General features: G+C 63.5%; 13 protein-coding genes. 5 read left to right on the top strand and 8 right to left on the bottom strand.

From position 1 onward, the window contains the following. The gene (locus tag H0I86_RS09320; RefSeq protein ID WP_180924794.1) at positions 1-1,212 is read right to left on the bottom strand and encodes a CmpA/NrtA family ABC transporter substrate-binding protein; all 1,212 of its coding nucleotides are present in this window, start codon (positions 1,210-1,212) and stop codon (positions 1-3) included. A 253-nt stretch (positions 1,213-1,465) separates the two neighbouring features. Here H0I86_RS09320 and H0I86_RS09325 point away from each other — a divergent pair, with 253 nt between their 5' ends. Further along, entirely contained in the window at positions 1,466-2,485 is a 1,020-nt protein-coding gene (locus H0I86_RS09325; RefSeq protein ID WP_180924795.1) for a quinone-dependent dihydroorotate dehydrogenase, read from the top strand. A 129-nt stretch (positions 2,486-2,614) separates the two neighbouring features. On the opposite strand, the gene rmf is transcribed toward H0I86_RS09325, so the two are convergent. Continuing rightward, complete coding sequence (rmf, locus tag H0I86_RS09330; RefSeq protein WP_002553055.1) at positions 2,615-2,830, bottom strand: ribosome modulation factor; 216 nt, start codon at positions 2,828-2,830, stop codon at positions 2,615-2,617. Between the two features lie 556 nt (positions 2,831-3,386). On the opposite strand from rmf, the gene rlmKL reads away from it, so the two are divergent. Both rlmKL and H0I86_RS09340 read left to right on the top strand, forming a co-directional pair. Then, positions 3,387-5,651 carry a bifunctional 23S rRNA (guanine(2069)-N(7))-methyltransferase RlmK/23S rRNA (guanine(2445)-N(2))-methyltransferase RlmL gene (gene rlmKL / locus H0I86_RS09335; protein WP_180924796.1) on the top strand — a complete coding sequence of 755 codons (2,265 nt, stop codon included), beginning with the start codon at positions 3,387-3,389 and terminating at the stop codon, positions 5,649-5,651. Between the two features lie 126 nt (positions 5,652-5,777). Then, the gene (locus H0I86_RS09340) at positions 5,778-8,177 is read left to right on the top strand and encodes a sensor domain-containing diguanylate cyclase (protein ID WP_180924797.1); all 2,400 of its coding nucleotides are present in this window, start codon (positions 5,778-5,780) and stop codon (positions 8,175-8,177) included. 61 nt (positions 8,178-8,238) lie between these two features. On the opposite strand, the gene dacB is transcribed toward H0I86_RS09340, so the two are convergent. Continuing rightward, on the bottom strand, positions 8,239-9,699 hold the full coding sequence (gene dacB, locus H0I86_RS09345) for a D-alanyl-D-alanine carboxypeptidase/D-alanyl-D-alanine endopeptidase (protein ID WP_180924798.1): 1,461 nt from the start codon (positions 9,697-9,699) through the stop codon (positions 8,239-8,241). A 233-nt stretch (positions 9,700-9,932) separates the two neighbouring features. Here dacB and H0I86_RS09350 point away from each other — a divergent pair, with 233 nt between their 5' ends. Continuing rightward, the gene (locus H0I86_RS09350; protein ID WP_007932191.1) at positions 9,933-10,277 is read left to right on the top strand and encodes a YggL family protein; all 345 of its coding nucleotides are present in this window, start codon (positions 9,933-9,935) and stop codon (positions 10,275-10,277) included. A gap of 230 nt (positions 10,278-10,507) precedes the next feature. On the opposite strand, the gene H0I86_RS09355 is transcribed toward H0I86_RS09350, so the two are convergent. Continuing rightward, on the bottom strand, positions 10,508-11,698 hold the full coding sequence (locus H0I86_RS09355) for a benzoate/H(+) symporter BenE family transporter (RefSeq protein ID WP_180924799.1): 1,191 nt from the start codon (positions 11,696-11,698) through the stop codon (positions 10,508-10,510). A gap of 299 nt (positions 11,699-11,997) precedes the next feature. Here H0I86_RS09355 and H0I86_RS09360 point away from each other — a divergent pair, with 299 nt between their 5' ends. Further along, positions 11,998-12,762, top strand: a complete 765-nt coding sequence (locus tag H0I86_RS09360; RefSeq protein ID WP_007932193.1) for a GntR family transcriptional regulator — start codon at positions 11,998-12,000, stop codon at positions 12,760-12,762. A 66-nt stretch (positions 12,763-12,828) separates the two neighbouring features. Here H0I86_RS09360 and guaD read toward each other — a convergent pair whose 3' ends face one another. The 4 genes from guaD to xdhA all read right to left on the bottom strand — a co-directional run bounded on the left by guaD (position 12,829) and on the right by xdhA (position 18,977). Beyond that, positions 12,829-14,133, bottom strand: coding sequence for a guanine deaminase (gene guaD / locus H0I86_RS09365; RefSeq protein WP_180924800.1), 1,305 nt, complete (start codon positions 14,131-14,133; stop codon positions 12,829-12,831). A 24-nt stretch (positions 14,134-14,157) separates the two neighbouring features. Then, on the bottom strand, positions 14,158-15,000 hold the full coding sequence (xdhC, locus tag H0I86_RS09370; protein ID WP_180924801.1) for a xanthine dehydrogenase accessory protein XdhC: 843 nt from the start codon (positions 14,998-15,000) through the stop codon (positions 14,158-14,160). Positions 15,001-15,130: 130 nt separating this feature from the next. Next, entirely contained in the window at positions 15,131-17,530 is a 2,400-nt protein-coding gene (gene xdhB, locus H0I86_RS09375) for a xanthine dehydrogenase molybdopterin binding subunit (RefSeq protein ID WP_180924802.1), read from the bottom strand. Continuing rightward, positions 17,523-18,977 carry a xanthine dehydrogenase small subunit gene (gene xdhA, locus H0I86_RS09380; RefSeq protein ID WP_180924803.1) on the bottom strand — a complete coding sequence of 485 codons (1,455 nt, stop codon included), beginning with the start codon at positions 18,975-18,977 and terminating at the stop codon, positions 17,523-17,525. Before xdhA ends, xdhB begins: the two co-directional genes overlap by 8 nt. Between the last annotated feature and the right edge of the window lie 122 nt (positions 18,978-19,099).

Raw genomic sequence — 19,099 nt, forward strand, 5'->3', positions numbered from 1 at the left:
TCAGCGGCTGGCGAGAAGAGGCGAGCTGTCGCTCATGGCGTGCAGTTTGAAGCTGCGGGCATAGGCGGCCGGGTCCGACCCGTCCCACAGCTTGCCGTCGATCAACTGGCTGCTGCGCATGTCCTGGCCCCAGGACGCGACACCGACGGCGGTGGCGGCTTGACGATAGAGCTCGAGTTGCTGCACCTGGCGCGCGATGCCCAGGTAGTCCGGGTCTTCGCGCAGCAGGCCCCAGCGGCGGAACTGGGTCATGAACCACATGCCGTCGGACAGATACGGCAGGTTGACCGTGCCTTCATTATGAAAGCGTAGCGCGTGCGGGTCCTGCCAGCGGTTGCCGAGGCCGTCGGCATACTCGCCGAGCAGGCGCGGCTCGATGCAGCCCAACGGCGCATCGAGATACTCGCGGGCGCTCAGCAGCTGCGCGGTGCTCTGGCGGTTTTCCCGGCTCTGCTCGATGAAGCGGCTGGCCTCGAGGATCGCCATGACCAGGGCCCGCGCGGTATTCGGGTACTGCTCGACGAAGGCGCGGGTGCAGCCGAGGACTTTTTCCGGGTGGTCGGGCCAGATCGCCTGGCTGGTGGCCAGGGTAAAGCCCAGGTTCTGGTTCGCCGCGCTGGCGCTCCAGGGTTCGCCGACGCAAAAACCGTCGATGCGCCCGGCCTGCAGGTGCGCGACCATTTGTGGCGGCGGCACCACCACGCTGTCGACGTCCTGCAACGGGTGGATACCCTGGGCGGCCAGCCAGTAATACAACCACATGGCGTGGGTGCCGGTGGGAAAGGTCTGGGCGAAGGTCAGTCTTGCCCGGCTTTGGTGCACATGCAGGTAAAGCGCTTCAGGACTGGTCACGTTCAGCGCCTGCAGCTCCTGCGAGAGGTTGATGCTCTGGCCGTTCTGGTTCAGGCCCATCAGCACCGCCATGTCGCTGGCGTTGACCCCGCCGATGCCCAGGTGCACGGCGTAGATCAGGCCGTACAGGCTGTGGGCGGCATCCAGCTCGCCGCTCACCAGCTTGTCCCGCAGGTTGGCCCAGGACGCCTGGCGCTTGAGGTTCAGGGTCAGGCCGTAAGGCTGGGCGAAGCCCTGGGTGGCGGCGACCACCACCGAGGCGCAGTCGCTCAAGGCCATGAAACCGAGGTTGATCGCGGTCTTTTCCGGGGCGTCGCTGCCGTTGACCCAGGCCAGCGGGCTGACGGGGAGTTCATTCATGGGGTGGCGTCCTCCATAAAAAGCGGCCATAAAAAGCTTCCATAAAAAAACGTCGCACCCGCGCCAGGCAGAGCCGGCGGGGTAACGACGCCTTTGTCTTTCGACCCACGCCGCCATTGGCCTGGGTGCTGATGCAGGTTGTGGTGCAAGGCATATGCCATTCACCGCTGATTTCGCCGCGTGCCTCGCCTGCGAGCCCCATGCCCGGCTATAATCGCCGCCTCATTTCGCCGCCACCGAGTCAAGCCCGCCCATGTATACCCTGGCCCGCCAGCTATTGTTCAAACTCTCCCCGGAAACCTCCCACGATCTGTCCCTGGACCTGATCGGCGCGGGCGGGCGTTTGGGCCTCAATGGCTTGCTGTGCAAGGCGCCGGCGCAGATGCCGGTGAAGGTCATGGGCCTGGACTTCCCGAACCCGGTCGGCCTCGCGGCCGGCCTGGACAAGAACGGCGCGGCCATCGACGGCTTTGCCCAATTGGGTTTCGGTTTCGTCGAAATCGGCACCATCACCCCGCGCCCGCAGCCGGGCAACCCCAAGCCACGGATCTTCCGCCTGCCGGAAGCCGAAGCGATCATCAATCGTATGGGTTTCAACAACCTGGGCGTCGATCACCTGCTGGCCCGGGTGGCGGCGGCCAAGTACAAGGGCGTGCTGGGGATCAACATCGGCAAGAACTTCGACACCCCGGTCGAGCGCGCGGTGGATGACTACCTGATCTGCCTGGACAAGGTGTATGCCCACGCCAGCTACGTGACGGTCAACGTCAGCTCGCCCAACACCCCGGGCCTGCGCAGCTTGCAGTTCGGCGAGTCGCTCAAGCAACTGCTCAGTGCCCTCAGCCAGCGTCAGCAGGAATTGGCCGTGCAGCATGGCAAGCGGGTACCACTGGCGATCAAGATTGCCCCGGACATGACCGACGAAGAAACCGCCGAAGTGGCGCAAGCCCTGATCGAAACCGGGATGGACGCGGTCATCGCCACCAACACCACCCTGAGCCGTGTCGGTGTCGAAGGCATGGAGCATGGCGACGAGGCGGGCGGCCTGTCCGGCGCACCGGTGCGCGACAAGAGCACCCACACCGTGAAGGTGCTGGCGGGCGAGCTGGCCGGGCGTTTGCCGATCATCGCGGTGGGCGGTATCACCGAAGGCAAGCATGCGGCGGAAAAGATCGCTGCTGGCGCCAGCCTGGTGCAGTTGTATTCGGGTTTCATCTACAAGGGCCCGGCGCTGATTCGCGAGTCGGTGGACGCGATCGCGGCGTTGCGTTGAGTTTTTTGCGCGGCCAGTAAAAAGGGCTCCTGTAAGGAGCCCCTGGGCCGCAGCCCGCCGTCCGGATGGGACGTGCGTGGTTTAAGTCGTTACGTATTCAGATTTTGGTGTCGGAATGTGTGCCCTGTTTTAGCCGACGGCGTGAAGTTCGTTGAGTCTGTGGATTCCCGCAGTGCCGGTCATACCGTCCCAGTTGTCGCCGCGTCCTTCGCGCCAGCCATTGATCCAGGCTTGGCGTACCGACGGTAGAGTAAATGGGCAAAGCTCACGGGACTTGCCATGAACGCCATACTGATATCCGCGCAAAAATGCTCTTTCCAACGGATCACGCTTAAGTCTTCTCATAGGGTGTTTCCCTCACTTGTTGACTGTCTTATGTCCCGTCGGCCTCGTTTGAGGCCGGGCAGAATGCTTCTGCCGTTGGTGCTCGCTGCCGGCGTCGCGAGCGTGGTGTTGGCGTCGTTGCGGCGCCAACCTGAGTTGATTTCTAACCAATGCGTCACAGCGTGGGAATGATCGTTTTGTCATAAGGACGTAACGATAATGATGCTAAGGCCATAAGAACGGCCTGCTTTACATCGGGTCAGTCAGGCAAACCTCGCTCTGATCAGCCTCTTACTGGATGATGGGCTTAATGCTTTAGTGAGAATTCCACTCCGTTGCACTCAGGTATTATTCGATGAAAGGTCGAGTTATGACCTTTTGTTTCACTGACTTATTTATCTGCCCCGGCATCTAAGCTCTTTTGGCCCCCGTGGTCACCGCTAGCGGCGAGCTGAACGGCAGGGGCGGGACGGCACAGATTTGTGCCACGCGAGCGCTCTTCAAGAAAAGCGCTTGATTGAAAACCGGGCGGACGATGCGTTGTCCGTTCACTTATTGCTAAAGGCCCTGAACTCCCATGTCGGATCGCTACGAACTCTTCCTCACCTGTCCCAAAGGCCTTGAAGGCCTGCTCATCGAGGAAGCCGCCGGGCTTGGCCTTGAAGACGCGCGTGAACACACCTCGGCCGTGCGCGGCATGGCCGACATGGAGACCGCCTACCGCCTGTGCCTCTGGTCGCGCCTGGCCAACCGGGTACTGCTGGTGCTCAAGCGCTTCCCGATGAAGGATGCCGAAGACCTCTACCACGGCGTGCATGATGTCGACTGGCAGGACCACATGCTGGCGGACGGCACCCTGGCGGTGGAGTTCAGCGGCCACGGCTCGGGCATCGACAACACCCACTTCGGCGCCTTGAAGGTCAAGGATGCCATCGTCGACCGGCTGCGCACGCCGACCGGCGAGCGTCCCTCCATCGACAAGCTCAACCCGGACCTGCGCATTCACCTGCGCCTGGATCGTGGCGAAGCCATCCTCTCCCTCGACCTGTCCGGCCACAGCCTGCACCAGCGTGGCTATCGCCTGCAGCAGGGCGCGGCGCCACTGAAGGAAAACCTCGCGGCGGCGATCCTGATCCGTGCCGGCTGGCCACGTATCGCGGCCAATGGCGGCGCCCTGGCCGACCCGATGTGCGGCGTGGGCACCTTCCTGGTCGAGGCGGCGATGATCGCCGCCGACATCGCTCCCAACCTCAAGCGCGAGCAATGGGGCTTCACCGCCTGGCTCGGTCACGTCCCGGCCCTGTGGCGCAAGCTGCACGAAGAAGCCCAGGCACGGGCCCAGGCTGGCCTGGCCAAGCCGCCGCTGTGGATTCGCGGTTACGAAGCCGACCCGCGGCTGATCCAGCCAGGGCGCAACAACGTCGAGCGCGCCGGTCTCAGTGAGTGGATCAAGATCTATCAGGGCGAAGTGGCGACCTTCGAGCCGCGTCCGGACCAGAACCAGAAAGGCCTGGTGATCAGCAACCCGCCCTACGGCGAGCGCCTGGGTGACGAAGCCAGCCTGCTGTATCTCTATCAGAACCTTGGCGAGCGTCTGCGTCAGGCCTGTCTGGGCTGGGAAGCGGCGGTGTTCACCGGCGCGCCGGACCTGGGCAAGCGCATGGGCATCCGCAGCCACAAGCAGTATTCGTTCTGGAACGGCGCCTTGCCGTGCAAGCTGTTGCTGATCAAGGTACAGCCGGATCAGTTCGTCACCGGTGAGCGCCGCACCCCGGAGCAGCGGCAGATCGAGCGTGAACAGGCCGAGGCCGACAAGGCGCCGCTGGTTCCGCAGGAGCGCCAGTACAATAAGAACGGCAACCCGATCAAGCCGGCGCCAGCCCCAGTGGTCGAGCAGGCGCGCCTGAGCGAAGGCGGGCAGATGTTCGCCAACCGCCTGCAGAAGAACCTCAAGGCGCTGGGCAAGTGGGCCAAGCGCGAAGGCGTCGAGTGCTATCGCGTCTACGATGCCGACATGCCGGAATACTCCCTGGCCATCGACCTGTACCACGACTGGGTGCACGTGCAGGAATACGCCGCGCCGAAATCCATCGACCCGGAAAAGGCCCAGGCCCGTCTGTTCGATGCCCTGGCGGCCATTCCGCAAGCGTTGAACGTCGACAAGAGCCGGGTGGTGATCAAGCGTCGCGAGCGCCAGAGCGGCACCAAGCAGTACGAACGCCAGAGCGCCCAAGGCAAGTTCACCGAGGTCAGCGAAGGCGGCGTGAAGTTGCTGGTCAACCTCACCGACTATCTCGACACCGGGCTGTTCCTCGACCACCGGCCAATGCGCCTGCGGATTCAGAAAGAAGCCGCCGGCAAGCGTTTCCTCAACCTGTTCTGCTACACCGCCACCGCCAGTGTGCACGCGGCCAAGGGCGGGGCGCGCAGCACCACCAGCGTCGATCTGTCGAAGATCTACCTGGACTGGGCGCGGCGCAACCTGTCGCTCAACGGTTTCTCCGACAAGAACCGTCTGGAGCAGGGCGATGTCATGGCCTGGCTGGAGACCTGCCGCGATGAGTTCGACCTGATCTTCATCGACCCGCCGACCTTCTCCAACTCCAAGCGCATGGAAGGGGTATTCGACGTGCAGCGTGACCACGTGCAACTGCTCGACCTGGCCATGGCCCGGTTGGCCAGCGGTGGCGTGTTGTATTTCTCCAACAACTTCCGCAAGTTCCAGCTCGAGGAAAACCTGGCGGCGCGTTACTCCGTAGAGGAGATCACCGCCAAGACCATCGACCCGGATTTTGCCCGTAACGGCAAGATCCACCGGGCCTGGAAAATCACCGCCCGCTGATGTTGATTGGATCCACAGAGCCTTGATTTTCAAGGCTCTTTGCTCTAGCCAAATTAGTGGCGAATAGCTATAACTCAATGCAAGCCCATGTGACGCTCACGTTCGCTGGCGTTATGAGTTTTGCTTATGTCGTTGCACTCGGTACGCCCGAAAATCTTGGGCTTCATCAGCGAAGACGCATCGGCCTGGCTGGTCGCGCTACTGGTATTGCTGTTTGGCTGTGTATTGACCGGGCTGCTGGCCTGGTCGACCCTCAACCTGTATCAGCAGCAGTTGCGCCAACGCTTCCAGCTGTTGGCCAGCGAACGTTATAGCCGCATCGAAGAGCGCTTCGAAGATCAGGAGCAGCGCCTGGATGGTCTCAAGCGCTTCTTCATCAATTCCGGTACGGTCTCGCGCCAGGACTTCGACGGCTACACCAAACCTCTCTTGCATCGCACCCAGGCCTACGCCTGGGCGCCGCGTGTCAGTGGTGTCGAGCGGGCGTCGTTCGAGCGCATGGCGCAGGAGCAGGGAGCGCCGGATTATTTCATTGCCGACCTGAATGCCGAGGGCAAGCTGCAGCGAGCCGCCGAGCGCGATGAGTACATACCGGTGCTCTACAGCCAGACCCAAAGCCCGCTGGGTTCGCCCCTGGGGTTCGACCTGCTGGCCCAGCCGATGCGTCGCGATACCCTCGAACGGGCGAGGCAGCGCGGGGGCGTGGCGGTTTCGCAGCCGGTGCGCTTGGTCGGAGTCGAGCCTTCCTATGCACGCGGCATCATCCTGGCGACTCCCGTCAGCCCGCGCGCCGATGGGGCCATGTCGCCCCCCGAGCCATACGGTTATGTGATCGCGGTGATCAGCATGCGCCAACTGGTGGTCGATGGCCTGCCCGAGCAGAGCCAGGACAACCTGTTCGTGCAGATCATCGACCTGTCGACCGCCGAGTCGTACGGCAAGCTCTATGAATCGAGCAACGGCCCGGGGGACAGCCCGCTGGCGGTGAGCCGGGTGCTGAGCCTGGCCGATCATGATTACCAGGTGAACATCCGCCCCAGCGCGGTGTTCCTCCAGGCCAACCATTCTTCGGTGTCCAGCCAGGTGGTCCTGGGGATTCTGCTCAGCCTGCTGCTCAGCGCCTTGCTGTATGTCCTGGTCAGCCAGCGGCAGCGCGCGCTGCGGCTGGTGGAACAGCGTACCGAGGAGCTGCGGGTCAGGGAGCAGGAACTGCGCGGCACCCATGGGCAGTTGCGCAGCGTGCTCAATGCGGCGACCCAGGTGGCGATCATCGCCACGGACCTGCGGGGCGTGATCAGCACCTTCAATGCCGGCGCCGAACATATGCTCGGCTACAACAGCACCGAGGTGGTGGGCCACCTGACCCTGGAAAGCCTGCACCTGCCCGCGGAGCTGAATGCGCGCGCGCAAGCCCTCAGCCAGCGTTACGGCCGGCAGATCCCGATGTGCCAGGCGATGCTGGTGGACGGTTCCGAAGAGCGTGGCGAGGAAACCCGCGAGTGGACCCTGGTACGCCGCGATGGCAGCCACCTGGTGGTGAACATGCTGGCCACCCCGGTCCTGGACGATCACGGTTTATGGGTCGGGCACCTGGCCGTCTGCATCGACATCACCGAACGCAAACGGGTCCACGAGGCGCTGGCGGCCCGCGATCGCCTGCTGAAGAAACTCAGCGCCCATGTGCCCGGCGCCATCTACCAGTTCCAGGTGGATGCCGAAGGCCATTCCAGCTTCAGCTACGTCAGTGATGGCATCCGCGACATCTACGAGATCGATCCGCAGCAGTTGCAGCGCGATGCCAACCCGGTGTTCGAGCGTATTCACCCGGACGATGTGGCCCGGGTGCGCGGTTCGATCTGGACCTCGGCACGCAACCTCAGCCCCTGGCGCGAGGAATATCGGGTGCAGTTGCCGCAGCGCGGCCTGCGCTGGGTGCGTGGCGAGGCGACCCCGGAAAAACTGGCGGGGGGCGGGGTGCTGTGGCATGGCTATCTGTCGGACATCTCCGACCTCAAGCGGGTCGAGGAGGAGTTGCGGGCGCTGTCGGTCACCGACTCCCTGACCGGTATTCACAACCGCCGCTATTTCCAGGAGCGCCTGCAGACGGAAATGGCGCGGGTCGAGCGCGGGGTGGGCAATCTGGCGGTGATCATGCTGGATATCGACCACTTCAAGCGGATCAACGACCAGCATGGGCATGCCATCGGCGATATGGTGCTGCGCGGTGTCTGTGAGCGCATCAGCCTTCGTCTGCGCCGCACGGATGTGTTCTGCCGCTTGGGCGGTGAGGAATTCATGGTGCTGTGCCCGGACACCGATGGTCAGCAGGCTTATGTCCTGGCCCAGGAGCTGTGGCGTGGGCTGCGCAGCTCGCCGATCGATGGCGTGGGCATTGTCACGGCCAGTTTCGGCATCGCCAGTTGGCGGGAGCATGAAGGGGCCGACGGGCTGTTGCTGCGGGCGGATTCCGGGGTCTATGCGGCCAAGCAGGCAGGGCGCGACCGGGTCCAGGCCGAGATGGATTGAGGCGGAAGGGGACTGAGGAGCGGGGTGGCGCGGGGTTGCCGCGCCACCTGCGAGTGACGGCTTACAGGGTCGAAGCGGTGGTCGCCAGTTTCGGCTGGCGATACAGATCCAGCAGCACCTGGTCGAGCACCGAGGACGCGCCCCAGGGCTTCGGATCGTTGAGGATCGCCACCACGGCCCAGGTGTTGCCGTTGCTGTCACGGCTGTAGCCGGCGATGGCGCGCACGGTGTTCAGGGTCCCGGTCTTCACGTGGGCTTCACCGGACATGGCGGTGCGCTTCAGGCGCTTGCGCATGGTGCCGTCCATGCCGGCGATCGGCATCGAGCTGATGAACTCCGCCGAGTACGGGCTTCTCCAGGCCGCTTGCAGCATGGAGGCCATTTCCCGGGCGCTGACCCGTTCGGCACGGGACAGGCCCGAACCGTTCTCCATCACCAGATGCGGCGCGGTGATGCCTTTCTTCGCCAGCCACTGACGCACCACTCGTTGTGCTGCCTTGGCATCGTCGCCATCGGCTTCGGTGCGGTATTGCGCGCCGAGGCTGAGGAACAGTTGCTGGGCCATGGTGTTGTTACTGTATTTGTTGATGTCACGGATGATCTCCGCCAGGTCCGGCGAGAAGGCCCGGGCCAGCACCTTGGCGCTGGATGGCACGGCGGCCAGGCGGTCCTTGCCCTGGATGCTGCCGCCCAACTCCTTCCAGATGGCGCGTACGGCGCCGGCAGTGTAGGTCGCGTGGTCGAGCAGCGACAGGTAGGTCTGCGAGCTGCAGCCGTCGCCCAACTGGCCGTTGACGGTCACGGTGACGCCGCCGTCCGCCTGCGGGACCGGGTTGTAGCGAACGTTGCCGGTGCACTGTTTGCCGCCGACGGCCTTGACCTGATTGTCGATGCGAATGCTGGCGATCGGCGGCTCGACGGAAATCAGCACCTTGCCCGAATCGTTGCGCGCCACGAAGCGCAGGGCCTTGAGGTTGACCAGCAGGGCGTCGGGCTTGACCAGGAACGGCTTGTTCTCGTCATTGCCGTCGTCGTTGAACTGCGGCAGTTGCGGCTGCACGAAGAAGTTACGGTCCAGCACCAGGTCGCCGGTCACTTGCTGCACGCCGTTGGCCCGCAGGTCGCGCATCAGCAACCAGAGCTTTTCCATGTTCAGCTTGGGGTCGCCGCCGCCCTTGAGGTACAGGTTGCCATTGAGGATGCCGCCGCTCAGGGTGCCGTCGGTATAGAACTCGGTTTTCCACTGGTGGGTCGGGCCGAGCATTTCCAGGGCGGCGTAGGTGGTGACCAGTTTCATGGTGGAGGCCGGGTTGACCGACACGTCGGCGTTGTAGACCGTGGCCGTGCCCGGGCCGTTGAGCGGGATCATCACCAGCGACAGGGCGTTGTCTTGCAGTTTACTGGCCTTGAGGGCCTGTTGAACCTTGGGCGAAAGGGTGGTGTTGACGGGGGCGGCGGAAACGGAAATGGCCAGGGGTAGAAGAAGACCGGCAAGAAAAAGTGGGCGCAAAGATTTGATCATGTGAAGTAAAACCCTACAGCCGAGGGGAGAAAAGACGAGGGCATGACGATAAATTCCCTCAGTGGTCACGAAAGTGTCGGCATTATGCCCCAAGGTATAGCGGCTTGTGCCGTGCCGCGTCGGGCGAATCCGCTATTTTTTTCCCAATGGCCGGCCAAGGCCCTCATAGAGTCAGGCAATCGGTTGCTTAAACTGGTAAAGTGCCGCCCGTTATTACTTATGAGGATTGTTCCATGGCCACTAACCGTTCCCGCCGTCTGCGCAAAAAACTGTGCGTAGATGAATTTCAGGAGCTGGGTTTTGAGCTGAACCTGGATTTCAAAGAAGATCTGGCCGAAGAGGCTATTGACGCTTTCCTCGACGCGTTCCTCAAAGAAGCGATGGAAGCCAACGGCCTCGGCTATGTTGGTGGCGATGACTTCGGCCTGGTTTGCCTGAGCAAACGCGGTTCGGTCAGCGAAGAGCAACGTGCCAAGGTCGAAGCCTGGCTCAAGGCCCGCACCGAGCTGACCAGCGTTGAAGTCAGCCCGCTGCTGGACGTCTGGTACCCGGAAAACTCGATCAATCCGGTAGCCTGATGTGCTGAGTCGGTGGCCCGTCCGGGCCGCCGACTCATGGCTGTCGCTGTACAGCCTTTATCTGTTTATTCCCCACAGAACCTTTATATGCCTCGGGCCTGTTTCCCGGGATTTCGCGTGGGCGGGTTGTGGCCGCTGCCGGAGGCTGCGATAAGCCCGAAGGGCTTCGGCGATCCTGAGGCCTTGCGCGCCCTTCGGGCTTATCGCAGCCTGCGGCAGCGGCTACAGGCTTATTCGTTGTTCCAGTTCAGGATCACCAGGGTCAGCACGCCGGCCACGATTCCCCAGAACGCCGAGCCGACGGAAAACAGGGTCAGGCCCGAGGCCGTCACCATAAAGGTGATCAGGGCCGCCTCGCGTTCCTTCACCTGGCTCATGGCGATGCTCAGGCCGTTGATGATCGAGCCGAACAGCGCCAGGGCGGCGATCGACAGCACCAGCTCCTTGGGCAGTGCCGCGAACAAGGCCGCCAGGGTGGCGCCGAAGACCCCGGCGATGCCGTAGAAAATCCCGCACCAGACCGCCGCGGTGTAGCGCTTGTTGCGGTCTTCGTGGGCATGGGGGCCGGTGCAGATCGCCGCGCTGATGGCCGCCAGGTTGATGCCGTGGGAGCCGAAGGGCGCCAGCAGCAGGGAAGCGATACCGGTGGTGGTGACCAGAGGCGAGGCTGGCACGTTGTAGCCGTCGGCGCGCAGCACCGCGACCCCGGGCATGTTCTGCGAGGTCATGGCCACCACGAACAGCGGAATGCCGATGCTGATGGTCGCCGCCAGGGAGAAGTGCGGAGTGGTCCACACCGGCGTGGCGACTTCCAGGTGGAACTCGCTGAAGTCCAGCAGGCCCATCACTCCGGCCAGCGCGGTGCCGATCAACAGCGCGGCGAGCACCGCGTAGCGTGGCGACAGGCGCTTGACCAGCAGATAACTGAAGAACATGCCCAGCACCAGGCCGGTCCGGTGCTGCGCCGCGACGAAGATCTCGCTGCCGATCTTGAACAGGATGCCCGCCAGCAGTGCTGCGGCGAGCGAGGCCGGGATGCGCTTGACCAGGCGTTCGAAACTGCCGGTCAGGCCGCAGATGGTCACCAGCACCGCGCAGGTGATATAGGCGCCGATGGCTTCGCCGTAGCTCACCCCGGACAGGCTGGTGATCAGCAGCGCGGCGCCGGGGGTCGACCAGGCGACGGTGATCGGGGTGCGGTAGCGCAAGGACAGACCGATGCTGCACACGGCCATGCCGATGGAGATGGCCCAGATCCAGGAGGAAATCTGCCCGCTGGTCAGCCCGGCGGCTTGTCCGGCCTGGAACATCAGCACCAAGGAGCTGGTGTAGCCGGTCATCATGGCGATGAAACCGGCGACTACGGCCGAGGGCGAAGTATCGGCCAGGGGGCGTAACGGCGCGAGGGAGGCGTCGGACATGGAGCACTGTTCCTTGTTCTGATGAAGATATCTGCCACCCGAAAGCCCGGCGCAGGGGCGTTGGGTGACGAAAGCAGGGGCCAAGCCTAAACGTAAAAGTAACTATTCATTGCAATACAGCCAGGGCGGCAAATGGCCGTACAGTCGTTGCGACAGCCTGCGGACCATACAGTTATTGCGAATGGACCCCATGGGTTGTGTACAATGTGCCATTGTTTTTACGCGATACTTGTCAGCGACCCACTGTGCCGTATTACAGTCACGGTCAATTCGCCGCAGTTCTCCCGACTCGAGTGCCCATGAACGAACAGTTGCAACCCCTCAAGAAACAACCGCGAGCAGGCAAGGCCGGGCGCAGCGGGACCCAGGACGATATTGTCTACGCGCATATCTTCGAGGCCATCCTCGAACAGCGCCTGGCGCCCGGCACCAAGTTGAGCGAAGAGGCGCTGGGGGAAATTTTCGGGGTCAGCCGTACCATCATTCGTCGTGCGCTGTCGCGCCTGGCCCATGAGGGCGTGGTGTTGCTGCGGCCCAATCGCGGCGCGGTAGTGGCCAGCCCGAGTGTCGAGGAAGCCCGCCAGGTGTTCATGGCGCGCCGGCTGGTGGAACGGGCGATCACCGAGCTGGCGGTGCAGCACGCCACGGCCGAGCAGCTTGCCGAGCTGCGGCAGATGGTCAACGACGAGCGCGACAGCTTCTCCCGCGGCGATCGCGGCGCCGGTATCCGGTTGTCGGGTGAATTCCACCTGAAGCTTGCCGAGGCGGCGAAGAATGCCCCGCTGATCAGCTTCCAGCGCAGCCTGGTCTCGCAGACGTCGCTGATCATCGCCCAGTACGAAAGCGGCAACCGCTCGCACTGTTCCTACGATGAGCACACCCAGTTGATCGACGCCATCGAGGCCCGCGACGCGGAGCTGGCGGTGACCCTGATGATGCATCACATGGATCACATCGACAGCAAGCTCAACCTCGACGAAGAAAGCGCTTCGGACGACCTGCACGCGGTGTTCTCGCACCTGCTGCAAACCAAGAAGCCGGGCCGTTCTCCCGCCAAGCTGTAAGCCTCTGGCAGACGAAAAAAATCCCCCGCCTCAGTGCATGAGGCGGGGGATTTTTCGTTTCCGGGATTAGCGCTGGTGCACCAGATTGCCCGCGGCATAGGTCTGCGCCACGGTGCGGTCGTCGCCCAGGGTCATCAGCACGAACAGGGTCTCGGCGATGCTCTTGGACTGCTTCAGGCGATAGCTCAGCAGCGGCGTGGCGTTGTAGTCGAGCACCAGGAAGTCGGCATCGGTGCCCGGCTGCAGGGTGCCGATCCGCTCTTCCAGGCGCAGTGCGCGCGCGCCGCCGAGGGTGGCCAGGTACAGCGACTTGAACGGGCTCAGGCGCGCGCCCTGCAACTGCATGACCTTGTAGGCCTCGTTCAGAGTCTGCAGCAGCGAGAAGCTGGTACCGCCGCCAACGTCGGTACCCAGGCCGACATTCAGTTTGTGCTTCTCGGCCATCGGCAGGTTGAACAGGCCACTGCCGAGGAACAGGTTCGAGGTCGGGCAGAAGGCCACGGCCGAACCGGTCTGCGCCAGGCGCGCGCATTCGTCGTCACACAGGTGCACGCCGTGGGCGAACACCGAGCGTTCGCCCAGCAACTGGTAGTGGTCGTACACATCCAGGTAACCCTTGCGCTCCGGGAACAGTTCCTTGACCCATTCGACTTCCTGCAGGTTTTCGCTGATGTGGGTCTGCATATACAGGTCGGGGTATTCACCGAGTAGCTGCCCGGCGAGGGTCAGTTGTTCCGGGGTGCTGGTCGGGGCGAAACGTGGTGTCACCGCGTAGTGCAGGCGACCCTTGCCGTGCCAGCGCTCGATCAGCGCCTTGCTTTCCAGGTAGCTGGATTCGGCGGTGTCGGTCAGGTAGTCCGGGGCGTTGCGGTCCATCATCACCTTGCCGGCGATCATCCGCAGGTCGAGCTTCTCGGCCGCTTCGAAAAAGGCATTCACCGATTGCGGATGCACGCTGCCGAAGACCAGGGCGGTGGTGGTGCCGTTGTGCAGCAGTTCCTTGATGAAAATCTCCGCCACTTCCTCGGCATGGGCTTGGTCGGCGAACTGGCTTTCGCAAGGGAAGGTGTAGGTGTTGAGCCAGTCCAGCAACTGCTCGCCATAGGCCCCGACCATGCCGGTCTGCGGCAGGTGGATATGGGTGTCGATAAAACCGGGCGTGATCAGCGCATCCTGGTAGTGAGTGATCTCGGTATCGGCGGGCAGGCTGGCGAGCAATTCGCTGGCATGGCCGAGGGCACTGATCTGGCCGTTGTCGACCACCAGCAAGCCATCCTCGAAGTACTCGTAAGAGGCTTCGATGCCGACCTCGGCGGGGTCGGCGATGCTGTGCAGGATGGCGGCACGGTAGGCTTTGCGAGTCAGAGGCATGAGGCAGTCTCGGTTCGTGGCTTTTTAATGGGAGGCATGGCTGCGGCGCGAGGCCGGCAGCAGCTTGGCAATGGGTTCGGCGCGGGCACTGTGCTGGCCGAAATTGGCGTTATAGGTGGCGATGATTTCGCCGGCGATGGAGATGGCGATTTCCACAGGCAACTTGCCTTTGACTTCGCCGAGCCCCATCGGGCAGCGCATGCGTTGCAGCACGCTGTTGTCGAAGCCGCGCTCGCGCAGGCGGTGTTCGAACTTCACCCGCTTGGTCTTCGAGCCGATCAGGCCGAAGTAGGCGAAGTCGTTGCGCTTGAGGATCGCGGCGGTGAGCTCCAGGTCGAGCTGGTGATTGTGGGTCATGACGATGCAGTAGCTGCCGGCGGGCAGGTCGTCGATTTCATCGATGGGCTCTTCGCTGACGATCTTGCGCACGCCCTGGGGGAGCTGCTCGGGGAATTCCTGTTCCCGCGAGTCGATCCAGCGCACCTTGCACGGCAGGCTGGCCAGCAGCGGCACCAGGGCGCGGCCGACATGGCCGGCGCCGAAGACGGCGATCTGCGCCTGGACCTGGCCCATGGGTTCGAACAGCAACACGGTCACGCCGCCGCAGCACTGGCCGAGGCTGGCGCCCAGGCTGAAGCGCTCCAGGTGGGTATCCTGCTTGCCGCTGGCGAGCATTTCGCGGGCGATCTGCATGGCCTTGTATTCCAGGTGGCCACCGCCGATGGTGTCGAAACTCTGGGTGGCGCTGATGACCATCTTCGAGCCGGCATTGCGTGGCGTCGAACCCAGCTCTTCGATGATGGTCACCAGCACGCAGGGTTCACCGCGGGTTTGCAGGTCGGCGAGGGCGCTGATCCAGTTGTACATGTTTCACCTCAACATCGCTGTCGTCTGTTCGGCCATCATCGCGGGCAAGCCTCGCTCCTACAGGTTGTGCGTCGTTCGCGCGTTACCTGTCCGCAGGGGCGAGGCTTGCCCGCGATGGGCGCACCTCGGTCTAGAGCGGCGCCAGTTCAGACTCGGCCTCGACGGCCTTCGTCACCTTCAACTGGCGCATCTGCTCGCAGCCCCACAACACCCGCTCCGGCGTGGCCGGCGCGTCGATCCTTGGCTGGTGCCGGTAATCGCCAAGGCTGGCCACGGCGTCCTTGATCGCGCACCAGACGGCGATGCCGAGCATGAAGGGCGGCTCGCCCACGGCCTTGGAATGGAACACCGTGTCTTCCGGGTTCTTGCGGTTTTCCACCAGCTTGACCCGCAGGTCCAGCGGCATGTCGGCCACTGCGGGAATCTTGTAGCTGGCCGGGCCGTTGGTCATCAATTTGCCCTTGGCGTTCCACACCAGCTCTTCCATGGTCAGCCAGCCCATGCCCTGGATAAAACCGCCTTCCACCTGGCCAATGTCGATGGCCGGGTTCAGCGAGGCGCCGACGTCATGCAGGATGTCGGTGCGCAGCATCTTGTACTCGCCGGTCAGGGTGTCGACTATCACCTCGGCGCAGGCGGCGCCGTAGGCGAAGTAGTAGAACGGCCGGCCACGGGCCTGGGCACGGTCGTAGTAGATTTTCGGGGTCTTGTAGAAGCCGGTGCTGGACAGCGAGACCTGGGCGAAATAGGCCTGCTGGATCAGTTCCTCGAAGCTCAGGATCTGGTCGCGGACCCGCACATGGCCGTTGTGGAATTCCACATCTTCCTCGCTGACCTTGTACTGCCGGGCGGCAAATTCCACCAGGCGTTTCTTGATGGTCTCGGCGGCATTCTGCGCGGCCTTGCCGTTCAGGTCGGCGCCGCTGGAGGCGGCGGTCGGCGAGGTGTTGGGCACCTTGTCGGTGTTGGTCGCGGTGATTTGCACCCGGTCGATTTCCACCTGGAACACCTCGGCCACCACCTGCGCCACCTTGGTGTTCAGGCCCTGGCCCATTTCCGTGCCGCCGTGGTTCAGGTGGATGCTGCCGTCGGTGTAGACATGCACCAGCGCGCCGGCCTGGTTGAGGAAGCTGGCGGTGAAGGAAATGCCGAATTTCACCGGGGTCAGCGCCAGGCCCTTTTTCAGGACCGGGCTATTGGCGTTGTAGCGGCGGATCGCTTCGCGACGCTCGGCGTACTGGCTGCTGGCTTCCAGCTCGGCGGTCATCTCTTCGAGCATGTTGTGCTCGACGATCTGGTAGTAGTGGGTGACGTTGCGTTCGGTCTTGCCGTAGTAGTTGGCCTTGCGCACCGCCAGCGGGTCGAGGGCCAGATGGCGGGCGATGGCGTCCATCACTTCCTCGATGGCGACCATGCCTTGCGGGCCGCCGAAGCCGCGGTAGGCGGTGTTCGACGCGGTGTTGGTCTTGCAGCGATGGCCGTTGATGGTGGCGTCGCCCAGGTAGTAGGAGTTGTCGGCGTGGAACATCGCCCGGTCGACGATCGAGGCCGACAGGTCCGGCGAGCAACCGCAGTTGCCGGCCAGCTCCAGCTGGATGCCGTGCAGGCGCCCGGTGCTGTCGAAGCCGACGTCGTACTCGATATAGAAGGGGTGGCGCTTGCCGGTCATCAGCATGTCTTCGACCCGCGGCAGGCGCATCTTGGTCGGCTGGCCGGTGAGGTGCGCGATCACCGCGCACAGGCATGCAGGGCTGGCGGCCTGGGTTTCCTTGCCGCCGAAACCCCCGCCCATGCGGCGCATGTCGACCACGATCTTGTTCATCGACACGTCCAGCACCTCGGCCACCAGCTTCTGCACTTCGGTGGGGTTCTGGGTCGAGCAGTAGACGATCATGCCGCCGTCTTCGGTGGGCATCACCGAGGAGATCTGGGTCTCCAGGTAGAAGTGTTCCTGGCCGCCGATGTGCAGCGTGCCCTGCAGGCGATGCTGGGCGCTGGCCAGGGCCTTGGCCGAGTTGCCGCGCTGGTGGGTGTGGCTGTCGAGGACGAAATGGCGTTTGCGCAAGGCTTCGACCACGTCCAGCACCGGCTCCAGGTCCTCGTATTCGATGACCGCGGCCATCGCCGCCTTGCGTGCGGTTTCCAGATCGCGGGCGGCCACCGCCAGCACCGGCTGGCCGACGAACTGCACATCGTCGATGGCCAGCAGCGGGTCGCCGGGCAGTAGCGGGCCGATGTCTTTCAGCCCCGGAATGTCCTTGTGGGTGATGACGATACGCACACCGTCGAAGGCGTAGCAGGGTGCGGTGTCGATGCTGAGGATCTTCGCGTGGGCACGGTCCGAAAGGCGCGCGTACACATGCAGTTGGTTGGGGAATTCCAGCCGGTCATCGATGTACACCGCTTCGCCGGACACATGCTTGGCGGCGCTGTCGTGCTTGACGCTGCGCCCGACGCCGGTGGTCAGGTCCTGCTGAAACAGGGCGCTCAGTTCGGCTTGAGTCTTCTCGACTTTGTGATGATTAGACATAAGCGGTCACCCGGGTCTCGATGTGCGGTGTTTGCAGTTCGATAAAGTATTTGCGCAGCAGGTTCTGGGCGCTGAGCAGGCGGTATTCCTTGCTGGCGCGGAAGTCCGAAAGCGGGGTGAAGTCCTCGCCCAGGGCGGCGCAGGCACGTTCGACGGTGGCCTCGCTCCAGGGCGCGCCGAGCAGCGCGGCTTCACAGTGCTTGGCGCGTTTCGGGGTGGCGGCCATGCCGCCGAAGGCCACGCGGGCGTCGGCGACCACACCGTTTTCGATGCGCAGGTTGAAGGCCGCGCAGACCGCGGAAATATCGTCGTCCAGGCGCTTGGACACCTTGTAGGCGCGGAACAGTTGCCGGGCACTGGCCCGCGGCACGATGATCTTCTCGATGAACTCGCTTTCCTGGCGCGCGGTGACGCGGTAGTCGATGAAATAGTCTTCCAGGGCCAGGGTGCGGCGGGTGTTGCCTTTGCACAGGACGATCTGCGCGCCCAGGGCGATCAGCAAGGGTGGCGAGTCGCCAATGGGCGAGGCGTTTCCGATGTTGCCGCCCAGGGTGCCCTGATTGCGGATCTGCAGCGAGGCGAAGCGTTGCAGCAGTTCGCCGAAGTCCGGGTACTCGGCCTTGAGGACGTCATAGCAATCGGAGAGGGCAGTGGCGGCGCCGATTTCCAGGCGGTCGTCGAAGCGCTCGATGCGTTTCATCTCGGCGACATTGCCGACGTAAATCATCACCGGTAGCGGGCGGTGGAACTGGGTGACTTCCAGCGCCAGGTCGGTGCCGCCGGCCAGCAGCCGGGCTTGTGGGTGGGCGTCATACAGGTCGGCCAGGTCAGACACGGTCAGCGGCACCAGGCAACGTTTGTCGCCACTGTTCAGCTCGCCGGTCTCGCTGGGGGCGATGGCTTTCAGGCGCGCGATGGTCTCGGCTTCGCGGGCGTCGAACTGGTCCGGCTGCTTGCCGCAACAGGCCTGCTCGGCAGCGGCGAGGATCGGGCGGTAGCCGGTGCAGCGGCACAGGTTGCCGGCCAGGGCTTCATGGGCCTTGTGCGAGTCGGGTTGTGCGGAGTTCTTCTGCAGGGCGAACAGCGACATGACAAAGCCCGGCGTGCAGAAGCCGCACTGCGAGCCGTGGCACTCGACCATGGCCTTCTGCACGCTGTGCAACTGGCCTTGGTGCTTGAGGTCTTCGACGCTGATCAACTGCTTGCCGTGCAGCGACGAGACGAAGGTCAGGCACGAGTTGAGGCTGCGATAACGGATGTGCTCCGCACCCGTGTCGTCGGTGTGCAATTCGCCGACCACCACGGTGCAGGCGCCACAGTCGCCACTGGCGCAGCCTTCTTTGGTGCCGGGCTTGCCCAGGTGCTCGCGTAGATAGTTGAGCACCGTCAGATTCGGGTCCAGGCTGTGCTCGCTACGGAGTTCCTGGTTGAGTAAAAACTGGATCACGGAAGGCCTCGCAGACTCATTATTGTTGGTAACCGACGTAGGCCGAATTTAGTCATGTCTGACTTTTTGGTCAATTAATTTCTGACCCAAGGGTCAGGAAATTGCTTTTTGCCGATCAACAA

It is taken from the genome of Pseudomonas chlororaphis subsp. aurantiaca (assembly GCF_013466605.1).
In the GTDB taxonomy this organism is placed as follows: domain Bacteria; phylum Pseudomonadota; class Gammaproteobacteria; order Pseudomonadales; family Pseudomonadaceae; genus Aquipseudomonas; species Aquipseudomonas chlororaphis_I.